Annotated in this window: 12 protein-coding genes; 3 read left to right on the top strand and 9 right to left on the bottom strand. The window is 72.5% G+C overall.

What is annotated here, in order from left to right; all coding sequences use genetic code 11:
* Nucleotides 1–185 precede the first annotated feature (185 nt).
* From BX285_RS11315 to rimP, 3 genes are all read right to left on the bottom strand, one after another.
* On the bottom strand, nucleotides 186–428 hold the full coding sequence (locus BX285_RS11315) for a YlxR family protein (RefSeq protein WP_030062501.1): 243 nt from the start codon (nucleotides 426–428) through the stop codon (nucleotides 186–188).
* Nucleotides 429–582: 154 nt separating this feature from the next.
* Nucleotides 583–1,587, bottom strand: a complete 1,005-nt coding sequence (gene nusA, locus BX285_RS11310) for a transcription termination factor NusA (protein WP_097237851.1) — start codon at nucleotides 1,585–1,587, stop codon at nucleotides 583–585.
* 54 nt (nucleotides 1,588–1,641) lie between these two features.
* Nucleotides 1,642–2,178: a ribosome maturation factor RimP gene (gene rimP, locus BX285_RS11305; RefSeq protein WP_097237850.1), complete on the bottom strand. Its 537-nt coding sequence runs from the start codon at nucleotides 2,176–2,178 to the stop codon at nucleotides 1,642–1,644.
* A 259-nt stretch (nucleotides 2,179–2,437) separates the two neighbouring features.
* On the opposite strand from rimP, the gene BX285_RS37235 reads away from it, so the two are divergent.
* Nucleotides 2,438–3,334: a ferritin-like domain-containing protein gene (locus tag BX285_RS37235; RefSeq protein WP_183107168.1), complete on the top strand. Its 897-nt coding sequence runs from the start codon at nucleotides 2,438–2,440 to the stop codon at nucleotides 3,332–3,334.
* A gap of 102 nt (nucleotides 3,335–3,436) precedes the next feature.
* The gene (locus BX285_RS11295) at nucleotides 3,437–4,330 is read left to right on the top strand and encodes an aminoglycoside phosphotransferase family protein (RefSeq protein WP_121175047.1); all 894 of its coding nucleotides are present in this window, start codon (nucleotides 3,437–3,439) and stop codon (nucleotides 4,328–4,330) included.
* 21 nt (nucleotides 4,331–4,351) lie between these two features.
* Here BX285_RS11295 and BX285_RS11290 read toward each other — a convergent pair whose 3' ends face one another.
* The 5 genes from BX285_RS11290 to dxr form a co-directional block, all read right to left on the bottom strand.
* Nucleotides 4,352–4,903 (bottom strand): GNAT family N-acetyltransferase, encoded by a 552-nt coding sequence (locus BX285_RS11290; protein WP_097237848.1) that lies wholly within the window; start codon nucleotides 4,901–4,903, stop codon nucleotides 4,352–4,354.
* Nucleotides 4,904–4,995: 92 nt separating this feature from the next.
* The gene (locus tag BX285_RS11285; RefSeq protein WP_121175046.1) at nucleotides 4,996–5,871 is read right to left on the bottom strand and encodes a GNAT family N-acetyltransferase; all 876 of its coding nucleotides are present in this window, start codon (nucleotides 5,869–5,871) and stop codon (nucleotides 4,996–4,998) included.
* 160 nt (nucleotides 5,872–6,031) lie between these two features.
* Nucleotides 6,032–7,192, bottom strand: a complete 1,161-nt coding sequence (gene ispG / locus BX285_RS11280) for a flavodoxin-dependent (E)-4-hydroxy-3-methylbut-2-enyl-diphosphate synthase (protein WP_030060613.1) — start codon at nucleotides 7,190–7,192, stop codon at nucleotides 6,032–6,034.
* Between the two features lie 143 nt (nucleotides 7,193–7,335).
* Nucleotides 7,336–8,640, bottom strand: a complete 1,305-nt coding sequence (locus BX285_RS11275; RefSeq protein ID WP_121175045.1) for an RIP metalloprotease — start codon at nucleotides 8,638–8,640, stop codon at nucleotides 7,336–7,338.
* Between the two features lie 80 nt (nucleotides 8,641–8,720).
* The gene (gene dxr / locus BX285_RS11270; RefSeq protein ID WP_121175044.1) at nucleotides 8,721–9,950 is read right to left on the bottom strand and encodes a 1-deoxy-D-xylulose-5-phosphate reductoisomerase; all 1,230 of its coding nucleotides are present in this window, start codon (nucleotides 9,948–9,950) and stop codon (nucleotides 8,721–8,723) included.
* Between the two features lie 112 nt (nucleotides 9,951–10,062).
* Here dxr and BX285_RS11265 point away from each other — a divergent pair, with 112 nt between their 5' ends.
* Entirely contained in the window at nucleotides 10,063–10,731 is a 669-nt protein-coding gene (locus BX285_RS11265; RefSeq protein ID WP_121175043.1) for an NAD(P)H-binding protein, read from the top strand.
* 80 nt (nucleotides 10,732–10,811) lie between these two features.
* Here BX285_RS11265 and BX285_RS11260 read toward each other — a convergent pair whose 3' ends face one another.
* A complete protein-coding gene (locus tag BX285_RS11260; protein WP_121175042.1) occupies nucleotides 10,812–12,254 on the bottom strand; it encodes an aldehyde dehydrogenase family protein in 1,443 nt (480 codons plus the stop codon).
* Nucleotides 12,255–12,264 lie beyond the last annotated feature (10 nt).

Below are 12,264 nucleotides of genomic sequence, written 5' to 3'. Positions count from 1 at the left end.
CGCTACTTCATGGGCGTACCCATCGCGTACTCATCGCGTACTCATCGAGTGCTCATCGCAATCTCGACCTACTTCCACATCGCGAGGTACCTGACTGGTGCACGGCGCGCGGCTGCCCGAGCGCTGTGCTTGTTGCGGTGGTTCTCCGCCGCGTGGAGCGGCGGCCGTCGCGGGAGGCGGCCCGACTACGAGGCCCCGCCTGCCCGCTCCCCGATGAACTCGCGGAGCCGCTCCGTGTCGAGCGTGCCCTGGAGCCGGAAGGCCCGGGGAAACGCCCGACGGCGGACCGCGAGGTCGAGGCAGGCCGGATCGGGGTGCAGGTGAGCGCCCCGGCCCGGCAGTGCGCCACGGGGATCGGGGACGCACTCGCCCTCGACCGCCGTGACACGCAACAGCTGGTGCTTGGCCGCGCGCTTGCGGCAGCCCACGCAGGTGCGTTCCGGGCGTGCTCGGACGTGCGTCCGGCCAGACGAAGGCAAGTCTACCCCTCCGAAGCGACATGGCGCCGCCCCACGGATCCCGGGGGACCCGTCGGGACGGCTACGACAACACCGATCACCGGTCGGCCGCCACCCATTTTTCTTACTGGGGGCGGTCAGCGTCCTCCGGCTGACCCTCGGTGTCGGGCCGGATGTCGATCCGCCACCCGGTCAGCCGGGCGGCCAGGCGGGCGTTCTGCCCCTCCTTGCCGATCGCCAGCGAGAGCTGGTAGTCCGGCACGATCACCCGGGCGGAGCGCTGGGCGGCATCCACGATCTCGACGCTGGTCACCCGCGCGGGGGACAGCGCGGCGGCGACCATCTCGCGGGGGTCCTCCGACCAGTCCACGATGTCGATCTTCTCGCCGTGCAGCTCGCCCATCACCGCGCGCACCCGGGCGCCCATCGGGCCGATGCAGGCACCCTTGGCGTTCAGCCCGGCACGGCGCGACCACACCGCGATCTTGGTGCGGTGGCCGGCCTCACGGGCGATGGCGGCGATCTCCACGCTGCCGTCCGCGATCTCCGGGACCTCCAGCGCGAAGAGCTTCTTCACCAGGCTGGGGTGCGTGCGCGACAGCGTCACCGAGGCCCCGCGGACACCGCGGCGCACCGCCACCACGTAGCACTTCAGCCGGGTGCCGTGCCGGTAGTCCTCGCCCGGGACCTGCTCCTGCGGCGGCAGGATGGCCTCCAGCTTGCCGATGTCGACCAGCACGTTCTTCGGGTCGTTGCCCTGCTGGACGACACCGGTGACGATGTCGCCCTCCTTGCCCGCGTACTCGCCGAAGGTCTGGTCGTCGGCGGCGTCGCGCAGGCGCTGCATCATCACCTGGATGCCGATGCTGGACGCGATCCGGCCGAAGCCGTTCGGGGTGTCGTCGAACTCCTTCGGCTCGACACCCTCCTCCAGCTCCGTCGGGTCCTCCATCGCCCACACGGTGACGTGGCCGCTCTTGCGGTCCAGGTGCACCCGGGCGCGACGGCGCGAGCCCTCGGTGCGGTGGTACGCGGTGAGGAGGGCGGACTCGATGGACTCGACCAGCAGGTCGAAGGGGATGTTCTTCTCGTTGACCAGCGTGCGCAGGGCACTCATGTCGATGTCCACGGCTACGCCTCCTCGTCTTTCGTCACGTTCGTCATGGTCGTACGGCAACCGAGGTCACTCGGTGCCGTCGTCCCCCTCGTCGAAGTCCGCGGCCTCGTCCAGGAGCTCGTCGTCCTTGCGGTTGAACTCGACCTGGACGCGCGCCCGGGCCACCTCCGCGTACGCCAGACGGCGCTCCTTCGGGCGGCCACGCCCCTTCACCGGCTGCACCTCGACCAGTGCGCCGTCCTCGTCGGCCTCCAGCACCCGGGCGACGATCTCCCCGCCGTCCGCCAGGTGGATCTTGGCCAGCCGACCCTCCGCGCGCTGCCAGTGCCTCGGCTGGACCAGCGGACGCTCCGCACCCGGCGAGCCGACCTCCAGCAGGTAGGGCTCGTCCCCCATCAGGTCCGACCCGTCCAGGGCCTCGCCGACCACCCGGCTGAACTCGGCGATGGCGTCCATGTCCACGCCGCCGTCGGTGTCGACGTCGATCTGCACCTGCCGGCGGCTGCCCGCCTTGGTGACCCGGACGTCTTCGAGGTCCAGTCCGGCCTGCGCGGCCAGCGGCTCCAGCAACTCGCGCAGCCGGTCGGTGTGGGTGGTGCTCATCCGGGTGGACTCCTCGGCCGCGTCTGCTGTTGTCAGAAGGTCGCCGCGCGCCCTCGGCGCCACACCGGGTCACGGCAGCTCGGCCCAAAGCCTATCCGGTGAAGACCCCAACCACCGATTCCGGACCACCCCCGGCCGCTCGCACACCACCCACTGCGAGCAAGCTCACACCTGCCGTACGTGAGGATTCTGTAATCATTCACGCCAACGAGGGCAGGCGGGGAGGCCGTCCTCCCGTACACGCCCCGGAGTGACCCCGATGCAGCCGCCCAGCCGACGGACCTTCCTGGCCCTCGGACTGTTCACCCTGACCGCCTGCACCACCGGCCACCCCGGCGCCACCCCGGGCACCACCGGCCCCCGCCCCGACCCGGACGACCCCGTCCGCCTCCGCGCGATCGCCGCCACCGACACCCTGCTCGCCGGCTACGACACCCTGCCGCCGGCCCCCGCCGCCCTCCGCGCCGAGACCGCCCGCCACCGCGCGGCCCTCGCCGAAGGCCTGCCCCCCACCGCGACCCCGGCACCCCCCGCGTCGCCCGCCCCCACCAGTCTGGCCGCCCTGGAACGGCAGACCGCCGCCTCCCACCTCGCCGACCTCGACACCGCGAGCCCACCCCTCGCCCGCCTGCTCGCCTCGATCGCCGCCGCCCACGCCCTCCACGCCACCACCCTCGGCGACCCCACCCTACCGACCACCACCCAACCCACCGGCAGCACCACCACCCCCACCCCCACAGCCGTCACCGCCCTCCAGAACGCCCTCACCGCAGAACACGCCACCATCTACGGCTACGGCATCGTCGGCGCCCGCCTCCCCGACGACCAACAACGCACCGACGCCCGCACCGCCCACGCTGCCCACCAGGCCCAACGCGACGCCTGGCAACGCCTCCTCACCTCCCTCGGCGCCACCCCCACCCCCGCCGCCGGCGGCTACCAACTGCCCTTCCCCGTCACCACCCCCACCGACGCCACCAGACTCGCCGCCCACCTGGAATCCCGCCTCACCACCGTCTACGCCGACCTGGTCGCCGCCGTCACCACCCCCCACCGCCTCCCCGCCGCCACCGCCCTCCGCGACTGCACCCTCCGCGCCCACCACTGGGGCGCCCCCGACACCCCCTTCCCCGGAATCCCCGACCCCGCCCCCTGACCCCAACGGGCGCGCAGGCCAAAGCCCGCGCGCCCGCAACACCCCCGCCCCCGACAATGGACCCATGTCGGCCCCCACACCCCCCTCCCCGTCCCCACCTGGCTGACGGAAACCGTCACCGCCACCCACGGCGAGGGCGGCCGCCAATGGCTGTCCACCCTCCCCGCCAGAGCCGCCGCCCACCTCGCCGCCTGGGACCTCACCCTGGAACGCGTCCTCGACCCCGGCGGCAGCCTCAGCCTGATCGCGTACGTCCACCGCGACGACCTGTCCCCCGCCGTCCTCAAGGCCGGCCTGCTCACCCCCGAGACCACCCACGAGCACGCCGCCCTCACCCACTGGGCCGGCCGCGGCGCCGTCCTCCTCCTCGCCGCCGACCCGGCCGAGGGAGTCCTGCTCCTGGAGCGTCTGCACGGCGAGATCCCGCTCCGTTCCCTCGCCGAGTCCAAGGCCATGCTGGAGGCGACCAGCCTGCTGCACCGCCTCTGGGTGGAGCTCCCCGAGGACCACCCCTTCCCCACCCTCGCCCAGCAGCTCGCCACCACCGAAGCCCGCCTCCAGGAGCACGGTTCCCACCCTGCCGCCACCGAAGCCGGTCCCCTGATCGCCGAAGCCCTGGACACCGCCCGCACCCTCGTCGGCTCCGCCGGCTCCGCCGCCGAGAACTTCCTCCTCCACGGCGACTTCCACCACGGCAACGTCCTCGCCGCCGACCGCGCCCCCTGGCTGGCCATCGACCCTCGCCCCGTCGCCGGCGAGCGCGCCTACGACCTGGCCCGCCTCGCCCTGGACCGCGCCGACACCCTGCTCGGCTCCCCCGGCGTCCCCGCCGCCCTCCGCCGGCGGCTCCACCAGCTCTCCGACGCCCTCGACGTCGACCGGGACCGCCTACGCGGCTGGACCCTCTTCCGAGCCGTCGACCTGGCCCTCCGCGCCCTCACCGCAGGCCGCCACCAAGACGCCGAACTCCACCTCGAACTCGCCGGCTCCCTCTGAAAACCCCCGCCGCCTGACCCCCTAGGCGCCCTGAGCCCCCCGCAAGGGCAACCGAGCCCCCATCACCGCATACAGCCGATCCGTCGCCGGAAACCGCACCGCCCGCGCCAGGTCCTGGTACCCCAACCCCCGGTACAACCGCCGCGCCGGCGTCTCTGCGTCGATCGCCGAGAGGATGCTCCGGTCCAGCCCCGACCGCTCGCACAGCGTCCGGATGATCCGCGAACCGACCCCCTGCCCCTGGAACTCCGGCAACACGTGCAGCTCGGTGATGGCGAACACCCCGTCCAGCCAGTCCTCGTGCCCCCGCGCGGTCAGGTACGGCTCGATCACCGTGCTCCACCAGTGCTCCCGCTGGTTGGGCATCCCGTACCCGAACCCGACCAGCCGCTCCCCGCTCATCGCCCCGAGCGCGATCACCCCCGGCTGCCGGGCGTGCCGCCCCACGATGTGCAGCCGTACCGCGACCTCCTCGGGCGTGAGCCCGAACGCCACCGCCTGGACCTCCAGCGCCTGCGGCGCCCAGGCCGCAAGGTCGATGGCCCCGATCGTCACCCCGGTCAGCTGATCCATGCTCCGGACGTTACTACCAGCCGCCGTTCACCGCGGCCGAAGATCGGAACAGCCCCCGAACCGGCTCCCGCACCGCCCCGCGAACCGACCCCTCAGAACAGAACGCTCATGAACGCCCCGACCTCCCGGAACCCCACCCGCCGATACGCCGCCCTGGCCCGCAGGTTGTAGTCGTTGACGTAGAGCGACACCACCGGCGCCACCTCCCGCAGCGCGATGTCCAGGACCGCCGCCATCCCCGTCTCGGACAGCCCCTGCCCCCGGTGCTCCGGCGCCACCCAGACGCCCTGGATCTGACAGGCCCCCTCCGTCACGGCCCCGATCTCCGCCTTGAAGACGACCTGCCCGTCCTCCCCGAACCGCGCGAACGAACGCCCGGTGGTGACGAGTTCGGCCACCCGCGCCTGGTAGAGGAGCCCTCCGTCCCCGGCCAGCGGCGACACCCCGACCTCCTCGGTGAACATCGCCACGCAGGCCGGCATCAGCGCCTCGACCTCGTTGCGTCGCACCCTCCGCACCAGCGGATCCGGCGCGATCTCCGCCGACGGCACCGCGGTGGCCAACAGCGGCTGGTGTGCCCGGACTTCGCGCGCCGGCCCCCAACTCCGCTCCAGCAGCGCCCAGAACGCGGCGGTGGACCCGGCCGGCCCGACGATCGAGGAGCAGCGCCGCCCCTGGCGGCGGGCCCGCTCGGCGAACGCCGCGACCGCCTCCGGCCCGGCGTCGACCAGGACGAGGTTCGCCCCGGCGTAGCAGAGGGCGTCCAGCGCGCCGTTCCCGTCGTACCAGCCCCAGATCTCCCCGCCGAGCCGCCACGGGTCCAGCCCGACGGCCTCGACCCTGGTGGCGACGAAGGCGTTGGCGACCGGGTCGCGGTGGAGGATCTCCAGGGCGTCCGCGAGGTCGGGCGGCTCCAGCACGCGGGTGGTGGCCAGGGCCCGGGCGGCCTGGAAGGAGCTCGGGAGCATCACACCTCGATCGAGCATCGAGACAGCACCTCACTGAGACGACTCTGGCCGCACCCTACTCCGTGGCCCCACCCGGCTACGGCCGCGGGGCCGTCCGCGAACGGACGGCCCCGCTTCCGGAATTCTTCACGCGGGCTTCCCCGCGCCGGCTACGAGGGCTTCACTCCCCCGCGACGACGGTCGGCGCCCCCGCCTCGACGCCCGCCGCCTGCATCTGCTCGGCGAGCTTGAGCGCCTCCTCGATCAGGGTCTCGACGATCTTCGACTCGGGGACGGTCTTGATGACCTCGCCCTTGACGAAGATCTGGCCCTTGCCGTTGCCGGAGGCGACCCCCAGGTCGGCCTCGCGGGCCTCGCCCGGGCCGTTCACGACGCAGCCCATGACGGCCACCCGCAGTGGCACCTCCATGCCCTCCAGCCCGGCGGTGACCTCCTCGGCGAGCTTGTAGACGTCGACCTGGGCGCGGCCGCAGGACGGGCAGGAGACGATCTCCAGGCCGCGCTCGCGCAGCCCGAGCGATTCGAGGATCTGGTTGCCGACCTTGATCTCCTCGGCCGGCGGGGCGGAGAGCGAGACCCGGATGGTGTCGCCGATGCCCTCGGCCAGCAGCGCGCCGAAGGCGACCGCCGACTTGATGGTGCCCTGGAAGGCCGGCCCGGCCTCGGTCACGCCGAGGTGCAGCGGGTAGTCGCAGGCGGCGGCGAGCTGGCGGTAGGCGTTGATCATCACGACCGGGTCGTTGTGCTTGACCGAGATCTTGATGTCGCGGAAGTCGTGCTCCTCGAACAGCGAGCACTCCCACAGCGCGGACTCGACCAGCGCCTCCGGGGTGGCCCGGCCGTACTTCTCCAGCAGGCGCTTGTCGAGCGAGCCGGCGTTGACGCCGATCCGGATCGGCACGCCCGCGTCCTTGGCGGCCTTGGCGATCTCGCCGACCTTGTCGTCGAAGGCCTTGATGTTGCCCGGGTTCACCCGCACGGCCGCGCAGCCGGCGTCGATCGCGGCGAAGACGTACTTCGGCTGGAAGTGGATGTCCGCGATGACCGGGATCTTCGACTTCTTGGCGATGATCGGCAGCGCGTCGGCGTCGTCCTGCGACGGGCAGGCGACCCGGACGATCTGGCAGCCGGACGCGGTGAGCTCCGCGATCTGCTGCAGGGTGGCGTTGATGTCCGCAGTCACCGTGGTGGTCATCGACTGCACCGAGACGGGCGCGTCACCGCCGACCGGCACGTTGCCGACCATGATCTGCCGGGAGTAACGACGCTTGGCGAGCGGCTTGAGCGGCAGGGACGGAATACCGAGCGAGATCGCGGTCATGTGCGCAGGGTTCCCCGGGGTTGAGGTGTGGTCGACCGCCCGGCCGCTGGGACGGCCGAGGCCGGGCGCGCTGACGATCGCGCACCCGGCCTCCACGGTACGGCACGGCAACGGCCCCCAGCACACCCGCCGTACCCGACCTGCTAGCTGATCTTCACCGGGTTCACCAGGTCCGCGACCATCACCAGCAGCGTGAAGCCGATGAAGATGCCGGCCACGACGTACGCCACCGGCATCAGCTTGGCGACGTCGAACGGGCCCGGGTCGGGCCTGCGGAACAGCTGTGCGAAACGGCGCCGGACGGACTCCCAGACCGCGCCGGCGACGTGGCCGCCGTCCAGCGGGAGCAGCGGCAGCATGTTGAAGAGGAAGAGCGAGAGGTTGATGCCGGCCAGCAGGTTCACGAAGAACGCGACCCGCTGGGTGCCGGGGATGTCGAGCGAGAAGACCTCGCCGCTCACCCGGGCGGCCCCGACCATGCCGATCGGCGAGTCCGGGTCGCGCGGGGCGTCGCCGACGATCGCGTTCCACAGCCCGGGGATCTTGCCGGGCAGGGCGGCCAGCGACTTCACCCCGCTCTCGGCCATGTCGTACATCCGGTCGACCGACTGCCCGAAGCCCAGCTGGACCACACCACTCGCAGGAGTGAATCCGAGGAACCCGGCCTGGACGGTCTGGCCCTTGATCGGGACGTTGTTGCCGTCGTACTTCTGGACGTCGTTGACGGCGATGGTCGGGTTGAGGGTGAGCTGCTGCCCCTCCCGTTCGACCACGACCGGCACGGTCCGGCCGGCCGAGCGGCGGATGTCCGTCTGGAGCTGGTCGTAGGTGCGGATCCGGTCGCCGTCGAAGGAGACGATCCGGTCCCCGGCCTTCAGCCCGGCCTGGGCGGCCGGGGTCTGCGGGGCGCCCTCCGGGCAGCTGTCGGTGGGCTGGCCCGCCTTGACGACGCACTGGGCGACGGTACTGACCGTCGGCACGTTCATCGAGACGCCGAAGCCCATCATGACGGTCAGGAACAGCCCGAACGCCAGGATCAGGTTCATGAACGGCCCGGCGAACATGACGATGACGCGCTTCCACGGCTTGCGGGTGTAGAAGAGCCGGTGCTCGTCACCCTCCTGGAGCTCCTCGTAGGAGGCCTCGCGGGCGTCCTCGATCATGGAGCGCCAGGGCGAGCTGCTGCGCTTGGTGATCCGCCCGTCGTCGCCCGGCGGGAACATCCCGATCATCCGGATGTACCCGCCGAACGGGATCGCCTTGATGCCGTACTCGGTCTCGCCCTTCCGGCGCGACCAGAGCGTCGGACCGAAGCCGACCATGTACTGCGGCACCCGGATGCCGAACAGCTTGGCCGTGGAGAGGTGGCCGAGCTCGTGCCAGGCGATCGAGATGAGCAGCCCGATGACGAAGACCAGGATGCCGACCACCGTCAAAACCGTTGCCACCGCTGGTCCTCCGTCATTCCGCTCCGCTCATCGTCTCGTCCTACCGGAATCGCGGCCGTCAGTCCGCCCTCGGCCGACCGTCAGCCCGCCGCCAGCTCGCGGGCCCGGGCACGCGCCCAGTCCTCCGCGTGCAGGACGTCCTCGACGGTCAGGGAAGTTCCCGCCACCGGCGTCCCGTGCTCGGCCACGACCTTGGCAACAGTGTCCACGATTCCGGTGAAGGCGAGGCGGCCCTTCAGGAAGGCCTCCACGCACTCCTCGTTCGCCGCATTGAACACCGCCGGAGCGGTTCCGCCCAGGGTGCCCACCTCGCGGGCCAGCTCGACCGCCGGGAAGGCCTCGTCGTCCAGCGGGAAGAACTCCCAGGTGGCGGCCTTCGTCCAGTCGCAGGCGGGGGCGGAGTCCGGCACCCGGTCCGGCCAGCCGATCCCCAGCGCGATCGGCATCCGCATGTCCGGCGGGCTGGCCTGCGCCAGGGTCGAACCGTCGGTGAACTCCACCATCGAGTGCACCACCGACTGCGGATGGACCACGACCTCGATCCGGTCGAACGGCACGTCGTACAGCAGGTGCGCCTCGATCACCTCCAGGCCCTTGTTGACCAGGGTGGCCGAGTTGATCGTGACGACCGGGCCCATCGCCCAGGTCGGGTGCGCCAGCGCCTCCTGCGGGGTCACCCCGGCCAGCTGGTCACGGGTCCGGTTGCGGAACGGGCCGCCGCTGGCGGTGACCACCAGCTTGCGCACCTCGGCCCGGGTCCCGCCGGCCAGCGCCTGGAACAGCGCGGCGTGCTCGGAGTCCACCGGCACGATCTGCCCCGGCTTGGCCACCGCCTTCACCAGCGGGCCACCGACGATCAGCGACTCCTTGTTGGCCAGCACCAGCACCCGGCCCGCCTGCAGCGCGGCCAGCGTCGGCCGCAGCCCGATCGACCCGGTGATGCCGTTCAGCACCGAGTGGCACTCCATCGCGGCCAGCTCGGTCGCCGCGTCCGGCCCCGCCAGCACGGCCGGCAGCGGAGCACCCGCCGCCTTCGCGGCCAGCGCCTCGCGCAGCGCCGGCTCGGCCGCCGGGTCGGCCACCGCCACGGTGTGCACACCCAGCCGCAGCGCCTGCTCGGCCAGCAGCTCCACCCGGCCGCCGGCCGCCGACAGCGCGACCACCCGGAAGCGGTCCGGATGGCGGAGCACCACGTCGATGGCCTGGGTGCCGATCGAACCCGTGGAACCGAGGATCACCAGCTCCCGGGGGCCGGAGGGGTCCGCCACGGTGGGCGTGAAACGCAGCTGCGGGTGGGCGAGCGAAGTCATGCGCCCATTGTGACCTGTCCGCGACCGCTCCCCGGACCTCCCCGGACCTCCCCCCAGGGACGCTCAGGCTCTCGCCAGGACGATCCGGCACCCCCGGGCTACCGTCTGAGCCATGCGTACCGTCATCGCCGGAGGCCACGGACAGATCGCGCTGAAACTGGAACGGCTGCTCGCCGACCGCGGCGAGCGCCCCGCCGGGATCATCCGCCGCCCCGAACAGGCCCAGGACCTGCTCGACGCCGGAGCCGAGCCGCTGCTGCTCGACCTCGAAGCCGCCACCGCCCCGCAGCTGGCCGAGCTGCTGACCGGCGCCGACGCGGTGGTCTTCGCCGCCGGCGCCGGACCGGGCAGCGGCGCCGACCGCAAGAACACCGTCGACCGCGACGCCGCCGTGCTCCTCGCCGACGCCGCCGAACTCGCCGGCGTCCGCCGCTACGTGATCGTCTCCTCGATGGGCGCCGACGCCGACGCCCACCACCCCGCCGACGAGGTCTTCCAGACCTACCTGCGGGCCAAGGGCGCCGCCGACGACGCGGTCCGGGCCAGGACCACGCTCGACTGGACGGTGCTGCGCCCCGGGCAGCTCACCGACGGCCCCGGCACCGGCCTGGTCCGGCTGGCCCCCTCCGTCGCACGCGGCGCGGTCGACCGGGCCGACGTCGCCGCCGTCCTGGCCGCCCTGCTGCGCGAGCCCGCCACCGCCGGACTCACCCTGGAGCTGGTCGCCGGGAACGCCACCGTCGAGGAAGCCGTCGCCGCCGCGGCCGGACACGACGGCTGAAACGCCCGCAGGGCCCGGTCCGAGGCGGACCGGGCCCTGCGTCGACCGGTCTCCGGGAGACCGTTCTCCCGGAGGGTGTCTCAGAGGTCGAGGCCGGTCAGGACCAGGACCTTCTCGACGGTGTAGTCGTCCATCGCGTACTTGACGCCCTCACGGCCGACACCGGAGTCCTTGACGCCGCCGTACGGCATCTGGTCCGCGCGGTAGGACGGCGCGTCGCCGATGATCACACCGCCGACCTCCAGCTCCCGGTGGGCGCGGAAGGCGGTCTGCAGGTCGTGCGTGAACACGCCCGCCTGCAGGCCGAACGCCGAGTCGTTGACGGCCGCGAAGGCCTCGTCCACGCCGTCCACCTTGTGCAGCGACAGCACCGGGCCGAACACCTCGGCCTTGGCCAGGATCGCGTCCGAGGGCAGCTCGGCCAGCACGGTCGGGGCGTAGGTCGCGCCCTCGCGGGTGCCGCCGGTCAGCACCTTGGCGCCCTTGGCGACCGCGTCCTCCACCCAGGACTCCACCCGCTTCGCGGCGTTCTCGTCGACCAGCGGGCCGACGTCCGTCGCGTCGTCGTTCGGGTCACCGGTGACCTGGGCCTTCACCTTGGCCACGACCTTCTCCACCAGCGCGTCGTACACCGACGCGTCGGCGATCACCCGCTGCACCGAGATGCAGGACTGGCCGCCCTGGTAGTTGGCGAACATCGCGATCCGGGTGGCCGCCCAGTCCAGGTCGGCCTCCGAGGACCAGTCGGCGAGCACCACGGCCGCGGCGTTGCCGCCCAGCTCCAGGGTGCAGTGCTTGCGCGGCACCGAGTCCATGATCTGGTAGCCGACCTTGTCCGAACCGGTGAACGAGATCACCGGCAGACGGCCGTCCTGCACCAACGCCGGCATCCGGTCGTTCGGCACCGGCAGGACCGACCAGGAGCCGACCGGCAGGTCGGTCTCGGCCAGGATCTCGCCCAGCACCATCGCCGACAGCGGCGTCGCCGGAGCCGGCTTCAGGATGATCGGGGCGCCGACCGCGATCGCCGGGGCGACCTTGTGGGCGACCAGGTTCAGCGGGAAGTTGAACGGGGCGATGCCCAGCACCACACCGCGCGGGAAGCGGCGCACCACCGCGAAACGGCCCACGCCGCCCGGGTCGGTGTCCAGGCGCATGGTCTCGCCGTTGGTGCGGCGCGCCTCCTCGGCAGCCCAGCGGAACACCGACACCGCACGGCCGACCTCACCGCGCGCCCACTTGATCGGCTTGCCGTTCTCCGCGGTGATCAGCCGGGCGATCTCCTCGGTGCGCTCGGCCAGCCGCTTGGCCACGTGCTCCAGGGCGGCGGCACGCTGGTGCGCCGGAGTCGCGGCGAACACCGGCAGCGCGGCGACGGCGGCGTCCAGCGCCTCCTCGACCTGGGCCTCGGTCGGGATGCTCACCTTGCCGACCAGACGGCCGTCCCAGCTGTTGTGCACCTCGAAGTCGGCGTCACCGCTCGCCCGGCGGCCGGCGAGCCAGAAATCGTACGTGGTGGTCACCGTGGTACCG

Origin of the sequence: Streptomyces sp. 1114.5, from assembly GCF_003635085.1 — a bacterium.
Taxonomy (GTDB): domain Bacteria; phylum Actinomycetota; class Actinomycetes; order Streptomycetales; family Streptomycetaceae; genus Kitasatospora.
Note: the sequence above shows the minus strand (reverse complement) of the source record. Positions and strands in the feature narration are given on the sequence as shown.